At 67.9% G+C, this 20,614-nt stretch carries 19 protein-coding genes; 2 read left to right on the top strand and 17 right to left on the bottom strand.

What is annotated here, in order from left to right; translation table 11 throughout:
• Positions 1–171: 171 nt before the first annotated feature.
• The 13 genes from eccE to RMCB_RS17075 all read right to left on the bottom strand — a co-directional run bounded on the left by eccE (position 172) and on the right by RMCB_RS17075 (position 16,616).
• Positions 172–1,101, bottom strand: a complete 930-nt coding sequence (eccE, locus tag RMCB_RS17135) for a type VII secretion protein EccE (RefSeq protein ID WP_062829726.1) — start codon at positions 1,099–1,101, stop codon at positions 172–174.
• On the bottom strand, positions 1,098–2,471 hold the full coding sequence (mycP, locus tag RMCB_RS17130; RefSeq protein ID WP_062829725.1) for a type VII secretion-associated serine protease mycosin: 1,374 nt from the start codon (positions 2,469–2,471) through the stop codon (positions 1,098–1,100). Before mycP ends, eccE begins: the two co-directional genes overlap by 4 nt.
• Before the next feature lie 4 nt (positions 2,472–2,475).
• The gene (gene eccD, locus RMCB_RS17125; RefSeq protein WP_062829724.1) at positions 2,476–3,885 is read right to left on the bottom strand and encodes a type VII secretion integral membrane protein EccD; all 1,410 of its coding nucleotides are present in this window, start codon (positions 3,883–3,885) and stop codon (positions 2,476–2,478) included.
• Positions 3,867–4,745, bottom strand: coding sequence for an ESX secretion-associated protein EspG (locus tag RMCB_RS17120; RefSeq protein WP_062829723.1), 879 nt, complete (start codon positions 4,743–4,745; stop codon positions 3,867–3,869). The genes eccD and RMCB_RS17120 overlap by 19 nt, the downstream gene beginning before the upstream one ends.
• A gap of 24 nt (positions 4,746–4,769) precedes the next feature.
• Positions 4,770–5,057: a WXG100 family type VII secretion target gene (locus tag RMCB_RS17115; protein ID WP_018602524.1), complete on the bottom strand. Its 288-nt coding sequence runs from the start codon at positions 5,055–5,057 to the stop codon at positions 4,770–4,772.
• A gap of 31 nt (positions 5,058–5,088) precedes the next feature.
• Positions 5,089–5,382: a type VII secretion system protein EsxG gene (gene esxG, locus RMCB_RS17110; RefSeq protein WP_029373989.1), complete on the bottom strand. Its 294-nt coding sequence runs from the start codon at positions 5,380–5,382 to the stop codon at positions 5,089–5,091.
• 55 nt (positions 5,383–5,437) lie between these two features.
• The gene (locus RMCB_RS17105; protein WP_062829722.1) at positions 5,438–7,006 is read right to left on the bottom strand and encodes a PPE family protein; all 1,569 of its coding nucleotides are present in this window, start codon (positions 7,004–7,006) and stop codon (positions 5,438–5,440) included.
• A 1-nt stretch (position 7,007) separates the two neighbouring features.
• The gene (locus RMCB_RS17100) at positions 7,008–7,319 is read right to left on the bottom strand and encodes a PE family protein (protein WP_029373987.1); all 312 of its coding nucleotides are present in this window, start codon (positions 7,317–7,319) and stop codon (positions 7,008–7,010) included.
• Entirely contained in the window at positions 7,316–11,290 is a 3,975-nt protein-coding gene (gene eccCa, locus RMCB_RS17095; RefSeq protein WP_062829721.1) for a type VII secretion protein EccCa, read from the bottom strand. The genes RMCB_RS17100 and eccCa overlap by 4 nt, the downstream gene beginning before the upstream one ends.
• Complete coding sequence (gene eccB, locus RMCB_RS17090) at positions 11,287–12,825, bottom strand: type VII secretion protein EccB (RefSeq protein WP_062829720.1); 1,539 nt, start codon at positions 12,823–12,825, stop codon at positions 11,287–11,289. The genes eccCa and eccB overlap by 4 nt, the downstream gene beginning before the upstream one ends.
• Positions 12,822–14,591: a type VII secretion AAA-ATPase EccA gene (eccA, locus tag RMCB_RS17085; protein ID WP_062829806.1), complete on the bottom strand. Its 1,770-nt coding sequence runs from the start codon at positions 14,589–14,591 to the stop codon at positions 12,822–12,824. Before eccA ends, eccB begins: the two co-directional genes overlap by 4 nt.
• Before the next feature lie 187 nt (positions 14,592–14,778).
• Positions 14,779–15,678 carry a class I SAM-dependent methyltransferase gene (locus RMCB_RS17080; protein ID WP_062829719.1) on the bottom strand — a complete coding sequence of 300 codons (900 nt, stop codon included), beginning with the start codon at positions 15,676–15,678 and terminating at the stop codon, positions 14,779–14,781.
• Positions 15,679–15,713: 35 nt separating this feature from the next.
• Positions 15,714–16,616, bottom strand: coding sequence for an oxygenase MpaB family protein (locus RMCB_RS17075; RefSeq protein ID WP_062829805.1), 903 nt, complete (start codon positions 16,614–16,616; stop codon positions 15,714–15,716).
• Between the two features lie 87 nt (positions 16,617–16,703).
• On the opposite strand from RMCB_RS17075, the gene RMCB_RS17070 reads away from it, so the two are divergent.
• Together RMCB_RS17070 and RMCB_RS17065 are read left to right on the top strand one after the other, a co-directional pair.
• Entirely contained in the window at positions 16,704–17,333 is a 630-nt protein-coding gene (locus RMCB_RS17070; RefSeq protein WP_084388523.1) for a TetR/AcrR family transcriptional regulator, read from the top strand.
• Positions 17,330–18,133, top strand: coding sequence for a helix-turn-helix transcriptional regulator (locus RMCB_RS17065; protein WP_062829717.1), 804 nt, complete (start codon positions 17,330–17,332; stop codon positions 18,131–18,133). Before RMCB_RS17070 ends, RMCB_RS17065 begins: the two co-directional genes overlap by 4 nt.
• Here the strand turns inward: RMCB_RS17065 and RMCB_RS17060 are convergent.
• Genes RMCB_RS17060 through RMCB_RS17045 form a run of 4 tightly spaced genes read right to left on the bottom strand, consistent with a single transcriptional unit; the run spans position 18,120 to position 20,573 of the window.
• On the bottom strand, positions 18,120–18,914 hold the full coding sequence (locus RMCB_RS17060) for an MBL fold metallo-hydrolase (protein WP_062829716.1): 795 nt from the start codon (positions 18,912–18,914) through the stop codon (positions 18,120–18,122). The two genes, RMCB_RS17065 and RMCB_RS17060, sit on opposite strands and share 14 nt — an antisense overlap.
• On the bottom strand, positions 18,911–19,429 hold the full coding sequence (locus RMCB_RS17055; protein WP_062829715.1) for a carboxymuconolactone decarboxylase family protein: 519 nt from the start codon (positions 19,427–19,429) through the stop codon (positions 18,911–18,913). Before RMCB_RS17055 ends, RMCB_RS17060 begins: the two co-directional genes overlap by 4 nt.
• Positions 19,426–19,950, bottom strand: coding sequence for a VOC family protein (locus RMCB_RS17050; protein ID WP_062829714.1), 525 nt, complete (start codon positions 19,948–19,950; stop codon positions 19,426–19,428). The genes RMCB_RS17055 and RMCB_RS17050 overlap by 4 nt, the downstream gene beginning before the upstream one ends.
• Positions 19,947–20,573, bottom strand: coding sequence for a TetR/AcrR family transcriptional regulator (locus tag RMCB_RS17045; protein ID WP_062829804.1), 627 nt, complete (start codon positions 20,571–20,573; stop codon positions 19,947–19,949). Before RMCB_RS17045 ends, RMCB_RS17050 begins: the two co-directional genes overlap by 4 nt.
• Between the last annotated feature and the right edge of the window lie 41 nt (positions 20,574–20,614).

Below are 20,614 nucleotides of genomic sequence, written 5' to 3'. Positions count from 1 at the left end.
ACCGAACGTCATCGAGCCTCCTAGCATCACAAACGCCTCCGTCCCGGCCCGGGTCTGCACACCCGCAATGGACACCGGCATCGAAGATGAAGCTGTCGCTGGGGGGCACCGGCACAGCAACGGCAAAAGGCCACGATCCTGGAGATCGTGGCCTTTTCCTTTGCCCGACGCCTATGCCGGCTGGCCCGCTTTCCGCGCAATGTCCGGTTCGACCACCAGACCCTCGAACAGCACGTCCAGAGCGTCGACCGGCCTGCCGTCCAAACGATGCGATGACCGTGGGCTGAGCGCCCGCAGGGCAGGGCGGTGCCGTCCCCGCTGCGGGGTGAGTCCCGGGACCGGCGCCTTGGCACCCGGACGCTCGTCGGTGTGCACCGCGCAGCCGACGACAAGTTGCGGCTGCGACGGGTCTCCGGTGAACTCCAGCACGGTCCAGACCTGCCGGGCCGGCAGCCCGCGCACCGCCGCGAGGGTGTCGGCGAGCGAGCCGGTGACCGCGACACGGTAGGCCGCGGCGAATCCGGACTCGTCCTTGACTCCCCGCCACGTCTCCTTGGCCGGGTCGGGCAACGGGGTGTCCACACCGTCGACGACGGTGACGGTCCAGCCGTTCTCGCGCAGGTGGTCGGCCAGCCGACGGCCCACCACCTCAGCGGTGTCACGCAACGGAATTCGCGACGAACGGGCCTGCAGGGCGGCGAGGTTGTCGGTCGCGGCCACGGTCAGGCTGATCCAGCTGCGCCGGGCGCCGTCGCCGTCGCGGTGGGTGACCCGCACCTTGTCGCAGCGGATGCCGTAGCGGTCCAGATAACTGACCACAATGGGCAGCTGCGCCTCGGCAGCGGGATCTACCCGTAACACAATGGTCTCGACGGCGGGTTCAAAACCGCTGTCCCCCTTGCCCTTCGACAGGTTGCGCCACAGCATCGCCACCAGTCGACCGACCCGGGTGGTCAGGAACAGCCCACCCCACCAGGCGATCAGTACCAATACCGCGGCGAGGGAGATGCCCAGCACCCAGCGTTCCACCGGGCTCTGCCAGGGGCGCGCCAGCACCGCCGCCACGAGGAACAGGGACGCCAACGCAAGGCGGGCGGTCATGTGGTGTTGTCCTTCCGTCGGTGCGCCACCAGCGCGACCAGAGCTGCGATCAGCAATACCGCAGTGCCTGCGAACGCGATGGTGCGGGGGGTGTTGTCGCGTGGTGCGGGTTCTGGCGGCGCGGCAATGGGTTTGGCGATCGGAGCGGCAGGCCCGTCGGCCGGGAGGTCGGCGACGTCCCACGTGAGTGCGGCGACCGGGTCCACCCCACCGGCACCGGTCAGGTTCGACGGTGACCGGGCTGCGCCGTGCGCGGTGGCCGTGAGCCGGTGCACTACCTGCCGAGCGGTCAAACCTGGGTACTTGCTGCGCACGAGCGCGGCCACCCCGGAGACATAGGCACTCGCGTAGCTGGTGCCGCTCAACGGGTTCAGCTTGTCCTGTTCGGTCGGCACGGCATTGGCCAACCCTCCGCCGGGTGCATTGCTGACCGAGACGACGTTCTCCCCCGGCGCCGCGATGCCCACCCATGGCCCCGCCATGGTGAATCCGGACGGCTGCCCACCGGCCGTGAGCGATCCGACCGACAGCACATACGGTTGCCACCACGACGGTATCGACACCGAGGTCACCGCGCCCCAGTTCCTGGGGTCCCCGGTACCCGCTGTCGAGAGCGGATTGGATTCGCACGCCGACCCGGTACTGACCCCGCCGCGGTTGTTGCCCGCGGCGGCGACGATCACCGCGTCCTTCTCGACGGCCGCATACCGCAGCGCCGCACCGAGTTCCGTCTGGTCGATCGGTTTGTCGGCGGGCAGACAGGTGACCACCGAGATGTTGATGATCCGGGCGCCCAGGTCGGCCGCCCGCACCACGGCGCGCGCGAGGCTTGCGACGTCGGCAGATGCGCGAGCGACGGCATCGGTGCCGGGAGTGCGCGGTGCGAATCGTGGGGAATTCTGCCGGATGGAGATCAGCCGTGCGGCCGGAGCCACACCCGAAAACCCGTCAGCCCCGGGCTGTCCGGCGATCAATCCGGCCACAGCGGTGCCGTGCCCGTCGCAGTCGGTGAGCCCGTTTGTCGACTCGACGTAGTCGCCGCCGGGTTCGACGTCGGGCAGCCGTGGCCCCGGCTGCACACCGGTGTCGATCACCGCGACGGTCTGACCTTCGCCGCGGCTGTGCTGCCAGGCACCGGAAAGGTTGAGCGCCAACTGATTTGCACTGACCGCACCTGGATCAGTGCCAGGCAACACCGCCGTCGTGCTGCATGCGGTGCGCTGCATCATCGGTTGCAGCGGACCGGCGCTGCCCGGTGGGGGGCCGGCCTGCGGATCGACCACCGGCGGGCTGATGGCGCCCGCGGACGGGCAGCCGATCAGCGCCACCACCGCGGAAACCGCCGCGACGCCGAGGTTCTTGCGGATCACTGCGTCACCTGTCGAGCACCAGGCTGAACAGCCCGACCAGATACGCCATCACCGGGATCAGCGAGGCGTCGACACCGGTGGCGAGGAACCCGACCAGTCGGCGCATCGGCAAGGAGTACGTGTCCGGAGACACCACCCGTGGGCTGACCGCGGCCACCACCCATGCCAGCACAAGCACGGCAAGCGCGACGAGCGCCCACCAGGCCGCCTGGTGACGACCCTGGACCGCAAAGCCCACCAGCAGTGACACGGCCAGCAGGTACGAGTGCCCCAGCAGCCAGGCCTTGCATCCCGCGGCATCCCAGATCCGGGCGCGCAGTGCGGCGCCGACCGCAGCCGCAACGACGACGTACCAGGCCCACGGCGACACGGTGGGTCCCGCCACAAGCGCCAGGGATCCGGTCACGCCGAGCAACACGCCGGCGGCAATGACGCCCGTCTGGTGTGACTGGCTCACCCGGACCCGACGCGGAAGATCGGCCAGCACCGACATCGGCAACGCCGACGGTGTGGGGTCACCGGGCGCGGGAATCACCGGCAGCGGGAATCGTGCCCACATGGCCGACAATTGCGGCGCCTGGACGGTCACCAGCAAGCCGACGAGCACCAGGGCACAGCCCAGAACGGTGGTCGAAAGTTCCCACAGCGACGCGGCACCCGCCGCCAGCAGCACGCCCACCCCGGCGACCGCGACGGCGGTGAACACCGCGATGCCGCGATCATCTGGGGAACCGGCCATGCTGATCAACGCCCATGCGGTGACCCCCGCGGCGGCCAAAACGACACTGGGCGCGCCGAATCCGCCCGGTACCGCAAGAGCCAGGGCTGCCCCGACGGGAACAAACGCGGTCACCGACAGTGCGGTCGAGAGCACGGCTGCGTGGCCCCGGGTGGACAGCGCAGCCAGCACGGTGCCAGCGGCGGTGCCCGCCACCACGGCCAGACCCAGCCACTGGCCAGTGCTGATGCGTTGGGCCACAGCAAGACCCGTTCCGATCAGGATCAACCCGATCAGCGCCAGCGTCGCGCCGCGCGCGATATGCGCGGGGCCCCAGGGGCGCCGGCGGGCGTCGGAGAAGATGACCGCGGCATCGGCGATGTCTTCGACGACGCGCGGCGCGGGCGGCCCGGCGGGAACCGGTTGCAGCGCAAGCAGATCACCGTCGGCGACGCCGACTGTGTCGAGGGTGGCGTCGAGGCTGAACGGCGCCCCACCCACCGGGGCCAGGCTCAGGCGCACCGGGTCCGGTGCCGCACCGTCCTCGCTCGCGGGCAGGACGATCCGTTGCACCGCGGGCAGGATCTCGCGCAGCGGCAGCTCCGACGGCAGTGCCATCTCGGTCAGCCGACCACCGTCGTCTCCGGAGGCCAGCACGGCCACCCGGACGATCGGCATCACAGTGTTGTCGGGCATTCGTTCTCTCTGGGTCGATTGGTTGGTGCGGCTTCGGCGAAGTCGCGGGTGAGCGGATGGTCGGGGAACCAGCGTCCGCCGGGCAGCGCCGCGGTCAGCCGTTCGACAGCCACGGCGATCGCATCTGCAGTGCCCGCGGTGAACGTCGAAATCCATTCTCCGTCACGTGCTTTGGTGGGAGCAACGAGGATACGACCGGCCATGGTGTCGACGATGCTCACCCCCACGTCGGTGGTCACGCGGTGACCGTCGCGGTGCTCACCCGCAACAATCTCGACGTAGGTACGCCGGCCTTCGAACACCGACTCCACCACGGCATGTGCCGACCGGGGGATCCCCAGGAATCCCAGCACCTCGGCCAGCGGCGTGCCGGAGCGGATCTGCTCGTCGGCGCGGGCACCCGCCGCGGCGGGCATCGAGAACTCCTCGAAGATCGCCGGCCTGCGATGTGACAGTCCGGCAGTCAGCACCGGCACCAGCGCGTGTGGGTGGCTGATGTCGATCTCGGTGAAGGTGACCAGCTGCGCGTTTCGCAACACCACGACGCTGCGGCCGTCGCGCCTGCCCACGATGCCGCGCAGCAGGTCACCCGGCCCTGAGACGAATCTCAGGTCGAGCCATTGGGCCGGCCGGCAGGCCAACCGAACCCATTGGGCCACTTCTGTTCTGACCTCGCCGCCCGGGTCGAGCACTCCCATCCGGGTCAGCTCGACGGTCTGCTCGGCGACAAACGCCGCACGATGTGCCGGGTCGCTGTAAGGCGGCGTGATCGCCAACACCCACGGGAACGCCCCGGCACCGAGCCTGTCGGCGAGATACCAGGCCTGCTCGGCGGTCAGCTCGACGGCGTCAGCGACCACTGGACATGCACCGTGGACCGCGCATCAGCCCCACTTGGCGCCCTCGGCCTGATCGCGCGCACTCATCGACATGGTGTTCATCTCGTGAGTGCTTGCCATCGACCGGTACGCGTGAACCAGTTCCTCCATCGCCTGGTTCCACTGGGCCTGCCAAGCCTGGTAGGTCATTCCGGTGTCGCCCTGCCAGGCGCTGGCCAAAGCGGCCTGTTCGCTGGCGATGTCGGCACCGACGGCGTGCAGTGCGCCCGAGTAACCGGTCATCTCGCTCGCGTGCGCGAGCATGGCCGGGTAGTTGTACATGATCTGCGACATGAAAACTCCTGAGTCTCTTCGGCTTGGGTGATCAGACGGAGGTGTAGGTGCTCGCGGCCGCGGCGTCCTGCGCGACGTAGGTGCTCGCGGCGTCGCCCAGGTTCAGCTGTGCGACGTCCAGCAGGGCGTTGACCTTCGCGGAGACCTCCACGAACCGCGCATGCGCGGCCTGGAATGCGGCCGATGCCTCGCCCATGTGAAATGCCTGGGCGGACATCGCCGCCTGCTCGGCTTGGGCCATGGTGGTGCGCATCAACGCGGCCTTGGCGCCGAAGGCGGCCTCGGAGGCGACCAGCTGGGGGATGTGAGCGTCCAACAGACTCATGAATTTTCCTCTCGTGATGGTGCGTGGTGGGTCAGAACGTGCGGGTGCGGTCTGGTCAGCGGCGCGGACCCCCCTCCGGTGTGTCCGGGGCATCGTCGGGCGCCCAACTGCCCGGCAGCATCGGCGCGACAGGACCGTCGCCGAGGCCTGAACCCTCGGAGGCCAGCGTGGTCAGTCCGCCGGCGACGGCATCGGATCGCGTTGCGGTACCGGTGAATCCCATCGGTCCGGCGCCGCGCGCGGATGCGCTCACGGAAGGTTCGCGCCGCGGTTCAGGGTCCGGGCCCGGCTCCTCGTAGTCCATGTAGGCGTCGGCGTAGCCGTAGTCCTCGAGCTCCGCGGCCCGCTTGCGCCGACGCTTACGCCGTGCCGCCACCGAAGCGGCGACCCCTGACGCGGCGGCCGGGATGCCCGACGCCGGTGCTTGGGCGCTGGTCTTGTCGCGCAACGTCGGAGTGAACCCCTCGCCCGGATCTCCACCGGCCACGGCGTACAAGGTGAGCGGCGCGGCCGGCGCCGCGGGAGCCGCCGGAGCGCCTGCACCCGACGCGGCACCGCCCGACGCGCCTGCGCCGCCGGTGACCGCGCCACCACCGGACGGCACACCGGCGAGGCTGTACACGTTCGGTTGTTCGGCCCGGGGCTGGGCCGCGTCCTGCGACGCCTCGTCGGGCGCGACCTCCGGGGCCGGCTGCATGACGTGATCGATCAGCAACACCAGCCCGGTGATGCCCAGCGCGGCCAACGCCGGGATCAGGAACGGCGATGCGAGGATCATGCCCCAAGTCGGCCAGCCCACCAGGTTGAAGAACACCTGGTAGGCGACCGCGAACAGGAACGGCCCCCACGTGGTCAGTGCGCCCGACGGGTTGGTCAGGAAGTCGGTGATGAGTTTTCCGAGGTTGCCGATCGGGTCCTTGAGGAAGTCGATGATCTCCTGCCCGCCCGGAACGTTCTTGAGGTACTGCTCCAGCAGATCGGACAGCCAGTCCGAAATGCTCAGGGACGAACCGGAATCGCCGGCCCGGGCCTGGGTGGCGAACTGCTGCGCCGTCGCAGCGGCGTCACCGGCCTCCCCCACTCCGGGCGCCAACAGCATCGGTGCTGGTGTGCTGGTCGGCACGGCCGCGACCGCCGCACCCGACACGGCCTCGTAGGTGCTCATGGTGGTCGCCGCCTGGATCCACATCCTGGCGTAGTCAGCCTCGTTGACGGCGATCGGAATCGTGTTGATACCGAAGAAATTCGTCGCGATCAGGACCCCGTGGACCGCGTGGTTGAGCGCCAGTTCCGGCAGGGTCGGCATGGCAGCCAGTGCGGTGGTGTACGCCGCGGCCGCTGTCTCATGCTGTACCGCCACGGCGGCACTGTTGGCGCTCTGCTGCGCCAGCCATGCCAGATAGGGACCGTGCGCGGCGGCATATTGCTCAGAACTCGGCCCTTCCCACGCACCGGCCTGCACGGCACTCAGGACACTGGTGAGTTCAGCCGCCGCAGAGGCATATTCAGTGCTCAGCGCCTGCCATGCCCCCGCGGCCGCCAGCAACGGCCCGGGACCGGGGCCGCTGGAGAGCAGCGCCGAGTGCGCCTCGGGTGGCAGGGCCATCCACACGGGGGCTGTCATCTCAGATACCGCGGGCGATCAGATACGACGACGCCGCCATGGCATCACCGGTCGCGTAGCTCGCACCGGACTCGCCGACACCGACACCGGACCGGCCGAGTTCCTCGACGCCCTGCGCCGCGACCGCGTTGTGCTGGGCGCCGTGAGCGCTGAAACCTGTTGCGGTCATGAGCGAGACGGGGTCGGCGGCGGGCGGCACCACCGCGGAGACCACCGGTGCCGCGGCGGCATGGGCAGCGGCCAGTCGCGCGGTCAGTGCCTCCACGGCCGAACTGGCCGCGGTCAACCCTTCCGGGATTACGCGCAATGTCATCGGTATTCCTTTCCTGTCGTGTTGGTTCCGTTGTTCGCCGACAGTGCCGGATCGGCGCCGAACGGGTTGACCAGCTGGACGAATTCGGGGGCATCGCCGTCGCCGAGCAACATGCCGCGTCCCGCGGGGAACCGGGCGAAGCGATGGCCGCGGATCTTGCCGCTGTCGGCCGGATTGCCCGACAGCATCAGCGTCGTCGCCTGCAGGTCGTTGAGCCGCCGCAGCAGCGGCGCGGTCATCACCGCATGCGCCGATCCGGTGGCCCTGGCCGTCACGATGACCCGCAGCCCCAGGTCCGATGCCTCGGCCAACAGCCCGACGATGTTGGTCCATGGCCGCTGCCCGGCGAACGGCCCGCTGACCGCCGGACCGTCGGGAATCTGATCCACATCGTCGACGATCAGATAGTGCGTGTGTCCGGTGTAGCCCCATCCGGCGAGCTCCTGCGGGGTCAAACCGGCCGGGGGACGGCGCTTTTCGATGAGTGCCGAAAGCCCCAGCATCGCGGGCAGCACCCGGTCGATGTTCGCGGTGTATTCGTTGTCGGCGAACAGCGGTTCGTCGACCAGGTGCAGCCTGCGGTCGATCACGGTGAAAGCGACTTCGTCGGGCTGCGAGTTCTCCCGGATGGTCCGGATGATGTGCCGCAGCAGGGTGGTTTTGCCCGACTTGGCGTCACCGAACACCGTCAGCAGCGGGTTGTTCGCGAAGTCGATCGCAACGGGAGCCAGATCCTCTTCGCGTTGGCCGATGACCACCGTCTCGGGCGCCGGGTACAGCGGAGCCACCGCAGCCGGGGTCAGCGCGGCCGGCAGCAGCCGCACCGGTGGCGCACTGACGCCGGGGTGCCGGGCGTTGATGACGGCGATGTCAGTGAGCGACGGCGCCGCGAACAGGAAGTGCTCGGCCGCCATGGTGAGACCCCGGCCTGGCTGGTCCGCGGGGACCGACTCTGCCGGGCGGCGCAGGGTACCCACGACCCGCACGATGCTGTCGTGCGCATCGTGCAGTTTGAGTTCGAGCCGCAGGCCAAGCCCGTCGCGCATGGCCAGCGGCACCTCCAGCCAGTTGGGTGTAGTGATGACGACGTGGATGCCGTACGCGAGGCCGGTGTTGACCAGTTCGGTGACCTTGGCCAGCAACGGGTTACGGGTGTTGAACGTGTCGGTGTTGTCGCGACTGAACGCGTACAGGTTGTCGATGACCAGAAAGACCTCGCCGTAGCCGTCGGTACGGGCGCCTTGCCCGCTCACCGACGCTTGCTTCTGCCGGGCCCGCAGCAGCTGCTCGAGCTCGCCGAAGGTCCGGCGGATCCGCTCGGGCTCCAACGGGGTGGCGACGCTTCCGACATGGGCCAGATCCTGCAGCCCGGCGAGCTGACCACCGCCGTAGTCCAGGCAGTAGAACGTCACCTCACGTGGTGTGTGCAGCGCGGCAGCGGAGAGGATGAACGTCTGCAGCGCAGTGGATTTACCCGATCTCGGGCCGCCGTGGATCAACACGTTGGCCGCCGAGGAGTTGGCGTCGAAGACCAGTGGATCGCGCCGCATCTCGAACGGCTTGTCGATCTCGCCGAGCGGCCAACGAAGCTGCCCGGCGTCGATCCCGGTGCGGGCCAACAGATCGTCGAGCGGAACGGCCTCGTCCAGCGGCGGCAGCCACAACTTGGGGGCGCGCGGGCCGTACTGCGCGAGCTGGTCGCCGATGGTGGTGATCAACTTGCGCGGTGGCAGTGCGGCCACCTCGTCTGCGTCGCCGGTCACGACGACGGTGTCGGGCTCGGGCTCGACGCGGCTCGCCGTGAACAACTGAGGTTGCGGAAGTGCTCGTACCACAATCGATTTCTCGACTCTGGGCGGATCGTAGATGCCGTCGACATACGTGCTGCGAAACTTGATCGGCACTGCACCTGGCGCCGGCACCAGGAAGCCTTCGCCCTTATGGTCGCGGCCGGACTCGATGTGGTAGGCGTCCTCGACACCGATGATCTGTCGCGAGATGCTCGGGCTGGCGACCTTCAGACCGATGCGGTACGAGGTGTTCTTGTCGATGTCCTTGATCCGGCCCACATCCAGCGTCTGCGACGCGAACAAGATGTGGATGCGGAACGAACGGCCCTTGCGTGCGACGTAGTCGAACAGTTCGGCGTATTCGGGGTGATCGGCGAGCATGAGGGTGAACTCGTCGGCCACCACGAACAGCGTCGGGATCGGCGGCAGATCGTGACCCGCGGCGATGGCGGCTTCGTACTCGGTCACCGAATTGAACGCGCTGCCCTGTACCCGTCGACCGGTCTCTTTGAGGATCTGCTCGCGGCGGGCCACTTCACCGCGCAGCGTGTCTGCGAACCGCTCGGCCAGCGACCGCTTTTCGGCCATGTTGGAGATCACCGCCACGACCTGGGGGAAGTTGCGGAAGATGTCGGCGCCGGCCTCACCCTTGAAATCGGCATAGATCACGATCAGCCGATCGGCGGAGTGGGTTGTCAACAGCGCCAACAGGATCGACATCAGCGTCTGAGACTTACCGGAACCGGTCATACCGATCATCAGGCCGTGCGGGCCCATGCCGCCTTCGGCTTCGTCTTTGAGATCGAAGTACAGCGGCTCACCGGTGGCGGTGACACCGATCGGGACTCGCAACTCTTCGTCGCGGGGACGCGGTGCCCACAGGCCCGCCACATCTAGCGCGGCGGCGTCGGGTATGTCGAGCAGTGTGGTGAACGTGGCGCCGCCGGTCGCGGTGGAGCGGACATATCCCGGGTTGGAATCCCAGCGTGACAACCGGCGGGCGATGTGCGCGGCTTCGGCGGCCGGCAACTCGTCGGCATGGTCCACATACGGCTGCCACCCGTTGCTCTGCCAGCGTTCGATGCGGCCCTCGGTGATCCGGAGGACGGGCCGCTCAGGGTCCGGATACTGCTCACTATTCGGCAGATTCGCCGACCGGTGGATCACGGTGACCCCGGCCACGCCGGGTCGCCGTGCGATGTCGTCCGGATCGGCATCGGGATCGTCCAGGATGACCAGCAGATGCTTGGCGGCCTGGTCCGTCTCCCCCGGGAACGGCGGCCGGTCACCGAACGCCGGTTGCAGCAGTGCACGCAACTCGGCCACGTCGTCGGCGAGGTAGCGGGCCGGGCCGACACCGTCGGCCTGCCCCGGAATGTCCACATGCGGAAGCCATTTCAGCCACGACCAGTCTTCGGAGTCGACACCGGGCGAAGCCAGCGCGACGCCGAGCATGGTGGGGTCGTGCCAGGTCACGGCCTGAGCGATCCAGGCCCGCACGGCCGCTCGGACCTCGTCCTCGTCACCGAGGACGGTGATACGGGCCAACTTGGTGACATCGATGCCGGTGGGCGCGTCACGCACGGTGCGCTGCACGTCGAGCAGGCCACGAAGGGTGCTGTGCGACACCGGTTCCAGGTCGATCTCATCGACGGTGTCCTTGACGCGCATCGCAGCATCCAGTGGGACGTCGTGCAATCCGGTGCGCAGCACCAGGAAATCGCGGTCGCGTGGGTCACGCTCCCACTGTCTGCGGGTGCCGGGGATGGTGGCCAGCACCTCGGGCGCCGGGTGCGACCACTCCAGTGCCGCACGCTGTTCGGCCGCATGGGCGCGAACGTTGTCGCGTACCACCGACAGGTAGCGCAGGTAGTCGGCGCGCTCGGCGTCCACCTCCTCGGTGCGCATCTTGTCGCCGCCTCCGCGGTACAGCGCAGTGGCGGCCAACAGCATCACGAAGGGGAAGAACAGGATTGTCGGCGAGATCAGCCGCATACCGGTGGCCACCAGCGCCACGATGATGCCGACGATCAGGATGACGATGAGGTACGGCAACACCCGGCGCAGCAGCGACGGCGGAACCACCCGCGGCAATTCCGGCGGAGGTTCGATGGTGATGGTGCCCGTGCGGGTGGCCGGCGGCGCGATGCGGCGCCGATGTTCGAAGATCAACCTGCTCATGAGTGGGCCTCCAACCGGGCCGGGCCCGAATCAGCCGATAGGGCGTCGTGTGCCACCAGGGCGTCACCTCGCGACAGCGTGGGGCCGGCAGCGAACTGGGCAAGCACCGACCACGGGATGGGCAGGGCAGGGTTGCGCAGGCCAAGTGCACCAACGATTTTGTCGTCGCCTGCGGTTTCGATGCCGTAGCGCACGCCGGTGTCACTCACCCAGAACAGCGAGCCTGCCGTCGGCGAGCCGGGTTCGGCGCCCACGGTCTGCACGAAGTAGCCGGTGCCCGGGGTCAGCGCGACGCGGTCGGCCGTACCGCCCCGTCCCGCACCGACAAGGTCGACGGTGTGCAGCCCGTCTGGCAGCGGCAGCATTGCGCCCGACAGCAGTGTCAGCGAACTCTCGTTCGCCCCACTGGGTTTCGTCCACTGGGCACAGGTGACCGGATCTGCCGAGGCCGACACCAGATGGATCGGCTGCTCGGGGAAGGCAGCGGTGTCAATGTCGCGAGCGACCGGTGCCGCGGCGACCACGTCAGCTCCCAACCGGGGCGGCTGTTCGAGCCCGTAGGAGTCGCTGTTGCGCAGGATCGCGGCCAGCACTGGCGATACCGGCTGCAGACCGTCGGCCAGCACCGCGTAGTACCGCAGGCTGTTGTCCGCGGCGAACGCACTCACCACGGCGCCGACCGGCACCTGGATCGGTAGTTCGAAGTGCGGGGGTGCGCCGGCGTCGGCGATGACCGGCGGCGCCAGCGCCGGGGCCTCGGGAATCGCGTTGAACAGCCCCGCCGCGATCGGGCGGGGTGAGGGGACATCGGTTCCCAGACCGAGCGCCTCGGTCACGGCGCGGTTGCCCACGTCGATCGGGCTGCGCTTACCACCCCACAGCAGCCAGTCCCCCGGGTTGGGCCCGGAATTGCTGTGCACCAGCACGCCCTGGTCAGTGGGCAACCTCCCTGCCCGCTCGCCGTCGGCGCCCGGTCGACCTGCCAGCACCGTCACGCCGGCGTTGGTGCTCGAAACCGATTCGCACACAGTCCAATCCGCGTCTTTCGCGGCACTCTGAACCATCCGCTCCGGCGCCCCGGGAATACCGAGCAGATTGCCGCGCGGATACTTGTCGATCTCGCTGGTCTTGACAGTGGTGGGGTTGTCCGCAGCCCCGGCGATCAGCCGGGCCGAGGTCAGGTTCAGCACGGGATGCAGTTGCTCACCGACCAGCACGTAGAGCGCCGCCGTGGACCGGTCGGCGAGGATCTTGTCATGGCCGGCGACGCCGCCGGGCCGGATGAGCGAGAAGACGAAGCAACCGATCAGACCCGTGGCGACGATCAGCGCGCCGGTCACCACGGCCCGGCTCTGGGTGCGCAGCGGGTCGACGAGCATGCGGGTGTCGTGCAACGCGACGCCGGATGCGATGCGGCGCATGATGAACCGCCATCCCGTCACCTGGTGGCGGGTGACGAACCCGCGGCGATACTGCACGCGGTCGGGGTTCTCGCTGGCCGGCGTGCGAGAGCTGAACGACCTCCGATCGGTCATGCGGGCACCGTCAAACCAAGGCCACGCAGCAGCGGGGCGGCCGAGTTACGGACGTCACCGGCCGTGATCGTCATCATCTCCTCGTCGGTGAAGTCATCGGATTCCAGGTGGTCCAGCCGGTATTCGCGTTCCTCTTCGGAACGCTCGACCAGGTTGCGGACGAAACGGCCGTTGCCGGCGATGTCGAGGCTGCGTCGAGGCACGCCATTGGCGTCGGGCGTGGTGGCCTCGGCGAGGTGGCCGAACAGCTTTTCCATGTCGTCGTGGGCCGCGGGCTCGAACAGGCTGTCGCGCTTCTCGGCCATCCGGACGGCGATCTCCACCAGTTCGGACGAGCTGTACGAGGGGAAGTCGATGCTGCGCGTGAAACGCGACCGCAGACCCTCGTTGGTGTCCAGGAAGTTGTCCAGGTCCTTGCGGTAGCCCGCGACGATCACCACCAGGCGGTCGCGGTCATTCTCCATCCGGGCCAGCAGGGTGTCGATCGCGACCAGGCCGAAGTCGTTCTTGGCACCCGTGGAGACCAGGGCGTACGCCTCGTCGAGGAACAGCACGCCGTCCAGGGCGCTGTCGATGATCGCGTTGGTCTTGGCCTCGGTCTCGCCGATGTGTTGGCCGATCAGGTCGGCGCGGTGCACTTCGCGAACCGTCTCCTTCTTCAAAAGGCCTAGACCGCAATAGATTTTGGCGACCACACGGGCAATGGTGGTCTTGCCTGTTCCCGGCGGACCGGCGAACACCAGGTGGTTGGTGCGTTGCGCGACGGCCAGGCCGCGTTCCTGACGCCGGATGGCCATGGCCACCGAGCTTTTGAGCCGGGCGACCTGAAACTTCACTTCTTCCAGACCGATGAACTCGGCCAGCTCGGCCTCCGCTTCGACCAGCAGATGGGCCTTGCGTTCCTTGGCGCCGGGGTCGACGAACTCGTCCTCGGTCGGCTCGGTCGCCGGGTCCCATGGATCGCTGCGGGCGTCGATACGCGCCGACGTGGTGGTGACCAGACCGAATGTCGGGTCCAGCAGCGCCTCTTCGACTTGGCTGTTCTCCGGGTGCGCGGCAAACAGATCCTGCAGGACATCGTTGGCGTCCTCGTCCTCGCCCTGGCCACGCAGGGTCAGGGCCTTGGCCAGCGCACCGTCGACTGCGGCCACGGCCACCGGGCCGGACGGTTCCTCCAGATAGGACAGGGCGGGCGCGAACATACCCAACCGGGCCAACGCGATACCCAGGGTGATCTTGGCGGCGTGGGCGGTCACGCCGTCGAGGGACTCGTCGGTCACCACGGGCGTCAGCAGCCGCACGACGTCCGACCAGCGCTGCGCGCGGTGATTGATCGCGACCCGCAGCCAGCGCGCGTTGAACCATCCGGGCCGACGCGTCTGGACGTCGTCGACGAGTGCGTCGGCCTCGGCCAGCGCACCGGCCTCGCACCGGCGCGCGGCGTACGCCAGCTGGAAGTCGTCCGGTTCGGTGGCCCGGAATCCCAGGTACAGCCCGGTGTCGTAGGTGAATCCGAGGTCGCCCGCGGCGAGGTCGATCTCGCGCTGCAACAGGCCGGCACTCGCCACTGTGCGCCACACCGAGTCGATCACCGGTGCTGACACGTCGCCCGCGGCGGCGAGCCCGATCCAGGAGTCACAGTGGTCGTGCGCGATGTGTGTCAGCCCGGCAAACCCTGACCTGGCGGCAGCCAGATCGGCTGGGCGCTGCCGGTCGTTGACCGTCAAGCCGAGCGCCCGGCAGCATGTGGCAAATCGGCTGACCACATCGCGGTCGAGCCTGGGTGCTCCCTGAATCGGAGCGGCGAGCGTGTCACTACCCATATGCGTGCACAGGAGCGACACCGCCCCCGTCTCTCTCCCTTATGTATGCCTAAGCTAACTTTCGGCTGAAGTTAGCATTGCATAACTTAAGTGTCGAGACGCACGGTATCGGGAAGAGACGTGAGCCGTCTCACGCCTTGCGGGCGGTGACCAGGCTGTTGGAATCGAGCATGTACCGCGCGTCAGTGCCGGGATCAGGCAATTCTCGGCCCAGCTGATGGATATACCCCGACAGGCCCGTGGTGGTCGCGGTCCAGCCGTGCTCGGAGAACCACTGTTCGGCGGGTGCGTGCTGTTCGTTGTAGACCAGCGAGAAGAACTCGGTCTCCTGTCCGGAGACCCGCCCTTCGGCACGCTTGGCCTCGAACACTTCGCGGTCCATGGGCTCCGCCTCTTCGACAGCAACGAAGCTGCCGGGGGCCGCCAGTGCGTCGATACCGGTGAACAACTGCTCTTGCGCGGCTGCCGGCAAATAGATCAGCAGACCCTCGGCAATCCACGCCGATGGCTTCGACGGGTCGAAACCGTGACTGCGCAGTGCCTGCGGCCAGTCGTCGCGCAAATCGACGGCGATCTCGCGGCGCTCGGCCGTCGGCGCGTCGCCATGGCGGTCCATCGTCTCGCGCTTGAACTGCAGCACGCGCGGCTGGTCGAGTTCGTAGACGACGGTGCCCGGGGCCCAGGTCAACCGGTAGGCCCGGGAATCCAGGCCGGCCGCCAGCAGCACGATCTGCTGCACGCCGGCCTGCGCGACGCGGTGAAAGTAGTCGTCGAAGTACCGGGTGCGGGCGCCCTGGAAGTTGACGAAGTGTCCGCCCCATTCGGTGCGCAACGGGAAATCCGCAGCGGGGTCGTCGAGTGCCGCGGCCGCATCGCCGCCGACGGCGCGACAGAACACCTCGGCATACCGGTCGACGGCCAGCGGGTCAGGTTTCTGCGCTTCCAAAGCCCTTGCCGCGGCGACGAACAACGCGGTCTGGCCGACGCTGGTGGAGATGTCCCAGGTGTCTTTATCGGTACGGCTGCTCACGGCCGCGAGAGTACGCGCCGAAGCTGACAAGCCTCCTACACCAGCGGCCGACCCGTGCGGATACGCCAGTTCAGTTCCAGCAGTAGCGCGTTGAACGGGAACTGCCGCACCACCGGCGGCAGCACGTGATTGACCGTTCGCAGGACCGCGATGAGCCGGTCGAACCGGCGTTGTCTGCGCGCATCCCACGGCAACCGCATCTCGTCGCGGAACCGTTGCGGCAGAAAGCCGGTGGTGATCAACTGGGCCATGCCCTCCGAGGCCCGCCGTAGCGGACCGGGCAGAGTCACTCCGCGCAGCCGGGCCACGGCGATCGGATACAGGTACTCACGAACGGCATCGTCGATGTGCACCTGCTGCAGCGACTCCTGCCAGTACTTGTCGAAGGCCGCCCGGTCGGCAGGCCACATCTCCGGCGGCACCTGCAACGTGGTACCGAGCGTGTGGCCTTCCCGGTAATGACGGTCGGCGGTCTCGTCGTCCATCTCGCCGACGAACATCCGGTACACATCGACGGCCCCCTTGTAGAGGCACGCCGCCACCCACAGCTGCAGCCCCTTGTCGAAGGCGTTGTACTGCACCGGGCTGTCCTCGGTCGAATACACCTGTGCGTGCGCCTTGTTCACCGCCCGCCGGAACGCCGCCTTCTGCTGCTCGGTGCCCCGGGTGGCCACGGCGAGGTAGGTGAAGGTGGTGCGGGCCCGCTTGATCGGATGCCGGTCGACGCGTCCGCTCTCGACCCGGCTCTCCATCACGCCGTAGCCGACGCCGGGCCGCGCGAGCTGCATGATCACGTTCGCCGGGCCGGCCAGCAGGGCGACGCCCATCAGCCCGTCGTCGATCGTGGCGCCCCGCCTGCGTCGCCGGGTCGCGAGCATCGGATGCGCCGGCTCGCCCATGGCGCGCTCGACATGCAGGATCGGCTCGTCGACCGTCATGATCACCCCTGTCGCAAAGTTGAGAACGGCTGTTTCCTGATATTGGCGGGGCGTCTGACAGGTGTCAAGATGTGTCACGATATTTGCGTGACACCGGTCCGTCCCTACCGCGGCATCGAAGCAACCGCCCGCCTCGCCCAGCGGCGTGCCCAGTTGCTGGCGGCCGGGCTCGATCTGCTGGGCGCAGAAGGGGCCGAGGCCACCGACCTGACGGTGCGGGCGGTCTGCAGCCAGGCCGGACTGGCCGCGAGGTACTTCTACGAGAGCTTCACCGACAAGGACCACTTCGTCGCCGCGGTGTACGACTGGGTCATCGGCGACATCGCCACCTCCACGCAGGCCGTCGTAGCGGCCGCACCGCTGGCCGAGCAGACCGGCGCCGCGATGCGCAACATCGTGCGAACCATCGCCGAGGACCCACGGGTGGGCAGGCTCTTGTTCAGCAGTGAGCTCGCCAACGAGATGCTGGCGCGCAAGCGGGTCGAATCGACCACGTTCTTCGCGATGCTGCTCGGCCGGCATGCGGAGGCCGCGCTCAACCTCGAAGAAAACGAACATCTCAGAGCCACAGCTCATTTCGCGGTCGGTGGGGTGGCGCAGACCATCAGCGCATGGCTGGCAGGCGAGCTGCGGCTGAGCCCCGACCAACTCGTCGGGCAACTGCGGTCGATGCTCGACGGGCTGGCCGGCATCGAGTCGCAGCGAAAAGTGCCGTGAGCGGCCCCCAGCTGTTCCGGCCCAGCCCAGCGCTGGCGTCCAAGGTCGACTTCTTCGGCTACTGGGATCGCGCAGGCGGCTCGACCCATCGCAGCCGGGCACTGCCCCGCGGGGCGGCGACGGTGATCATCGACCTCAGCCCGCGCCAGCAGGTCGACTTCTACGCCGCCGACGGAACTACCCGCCTCGGCGTGCCACCGGCCTTCATCGCGGGGGCGGGCAGCATCTCCTACGTCACTCAGATCGACACCCGCCAAACCGTTTTGACCATCCACTTTCGCCCCGGCGTCGTATTCGCCCCCGGGCTGAGCGAACTGGAGAACACCTGCGTGGGGCTCTCCGACGTCTGGGGTACCGCCGGAGCCGAGCTACACGACCGGCTGCTCGACGCTGCCGGCGTTGCGACGCGCATCGCACTGGTGGAAGAGTTTCTCCTGCCCAGGATCAGCCCCCGGCATGCCGAGGTGACCGCGGTGCTCGCCGCAGCCGAACGCGATCCGTCGATGCGGGTCGCGCAAGCCGTTGCGCTGACCGGACTTTCGCCCAAGCGGCTGATTCGACTGTTTCGCACCGAAGTGGGATTGACACCCAAGGCCTACCTGCGAGTGCGGCGGCTACAGGCGTCGCTGCGTCTGCTCGACGGGGGCACAGCCCGCGGCGCAGACGTCGCGGCCATCCTCGGCTACTTCGACCAAGCCCATTTCGCCCGGGAATTCCGGGAATTCACCGCGATGACGCCGACGCAATACACGCACCGGCGCACGTGGCTACCCAGCCACGTCGGGCTCAGCGGCCGATAGCGGTGTCCTGGCCGTGCACGTACAGGTCTGGATCGTGGGCGCAGACTATGAGCAGGTCCGGGTCAGCGCGACCGTACAGCTCTGAAAGCCGTTCCTGGTTGTAGCGCAACTGTTTTCGGTTGTAGTTGATCAGGGAGTCCTGGGCGCGCAACGCCAACGGCACGCGGGACCTGCGGTCGAGGGTGCCGTGATGGTAGAACGCGTCGCCGGCATGCAACACCCACCGGTGCCCGGCGTCGACCGCCACCGCGGCGTGTCCGCGGGTGTGGCCGGGCAGCGAGATCAGCACGATGCCGTCTCCGATCGCGGCCAAGGGCTTGGCGGAAGCGAATCCGCGCCAACTCTCGCCTTCGGGATCATGTTCGACCAGCTTCGGACCATGGGTCCACTGCGCCGCTCGGTACCGGAGCCGTTCCCGCCACGACGGGGCGTGCACGGCGCCTCGGGCTTCGGCGGCGGTGACGTGCACGTGGGCGTCGGGAAAATCGGCAAGACCCCCGATATGGTCGAGATCGAAATGGGTGACCACGATGTGCCGGACATCGGCTGCGTCGAAACCCAGTTCCTTGACCTGGTGTAGTGCGGTTTCGTTGGGGTTCAACGCCGGTCGGAACAGGTGGCGCGAGATCCCGAGCCGCCCGGCCGGATCGGCACAATCCCGGGTGCCGAACCCGGTGTCGACCAGCACGAGGCCCGCGTCGGTCTCGACCAGCAGTACATGACACACCAGCGTCACACCGGGTGCGTGCATGGTGCCGCAATTGAGGTGGTGGACTTTCATCGCGTCGCGTTCTCGGGCCTGACCCCGAAGGCGTTGAGGAAGTTGCAGACCATTTGGTAGAACCCGACGGTCAGCGTGAAGTCGGCGAGCTGGTTGGTCGTCAGCACCGTCAGCGCCTCGTCGCGTTCGGCATCGGTGAGGGTGTGCCGGTCGAGCAGCACGTCGGTCAACCGCAGCAACAGGGCTTCCTGCTCGTCGAGATCGTCGGTCGATCCGGATTCCGCGGCCGCTACGGCCTCCTCGCGCATCCCGATGGCCCGGCCGATGTTGACGTGTTGATAGGTCTCGTATCCGGCCTCGTACCGGTACCCGACCCGCAGGATCACCAGCTCCCGCCAGGTCGCCGGTAACGAGTTGTGTTGCAGCACATCGGCTGCCATCGACAGGAAACCGGGCGCCAGGTTCGGGGTGTGGCTGATCATGCGGAAAATGTTCAGCGATGCCCGCTGCGTGACGGCCTCACGCAGCTCGTCGGGCAGCGTGTCGACGTCGGGGTAGCCGAATTCTGAGGTCATCCGATCACCCGAATCGGGTCACTGCCGTCCCAATCGGCGGCGACGTCACGCACGTAGGCGAACATCTGCCCTTTGGGGCCGCTGATGTCACTGATTTCGATCACCGTGCCCTGGTCGAATTCGGTGTCCAGATAGGCGAAGCGGCCCTGCTCACCGCCGATGCAGCCCTCCTGCCCGACGGTGTATCCGGCGGCGAGAGCACGGTCGTACAAGCCCTGATAGTCGGTGGTCCAATAGGCGATGTGCTGGGCACCTTCGTGTCCCGACTCAAGGAAGTCCCGGTACATAGACGGCGCGTCGTTGGTGGGCTGGATGAGTTCGAGCTGCAGATCACCGGAGTTGGCCAGCGCCACGCTCATCGTCATCGCCGAATCCTCACCGCGGTAACGGAAGTAGTCGGTGACGACGTTCTCGACGTAGAACCACGGTCCAACACCATGGCGGACCCAGCGGTCCATCGAGGCGTGAATGTCACGCACCACGTATCCGATTTGGTTGACAGTTCCGAACATTCGGCTCATCGCGGACTCTCCTGAGTCAGTCGGGCGGTTACGAGTTGTTCGATCTCCGAACGAGCAGCGGCCAGATCGACGTGGTCGTCGATCAGCGCTTGCAGGGCCACGCCGCGCAACATGGCGATGATGACCGTGGCCAGCCCGTGCGGGTCGACCGAGGCGGGGAACCGGCCCTCGGCCACGGCCGACTGCAGACGCTTCTCGATCTCTTCACGGAACTCTCGGTCGGCCCCCACCATGGCGGGCCGGATCTCCTCCGAGGGGTTGGTGACGGCTTCGGCCCACAGCACGAGCCGGGCCCGGTTCACGGGCTGCGGGTTGCCCAACACCGTGAAGTAGATGTCGATCAGCGTATGGAGTTCGCCCAGCGGATCGACGCCGGGCCGGTCGAACATGGCATCGCGGAATTGGTGCGTAACGGTTTCGACCAGGCGTTGCATCAGTGCGCCTTTGGAACCGAAGTGGTGCGTGGCCAATCCCCGGCTGTAGCCGGCGCGTTCACCGACGTTGGCCAGGGTGACGCGCGCTGGGCCAACCGCGGCCACCAATTCGGCGGCCGCGCTGATCAGTCTGCGTTCGGCTTCGCCACGCCGCTCCTCCTGGGTGCGACGCGCGGATGGGTCTGCCATGCTGCCCTCCACCCTCTTACTTACTTGTTGACAAGCAAGTT

It is taken from the genome of Mycolicibacterium brisbanense (assembly GCF_001570425.1).
In the GTDB taxonomy this organism is placed as follows: domain Bacteria; phylum Actinomycetota; class Actinomycetes; order Mycobacteriales; family Mycobacteriaceae; genus Mycobacterium; species Mycobacterium brisbanense.
The sequence above is the reverse complement of the archived record's forward strand: the minus strand, read 5'-3'. Positions and strand labels throughout refer to the sequence as shown.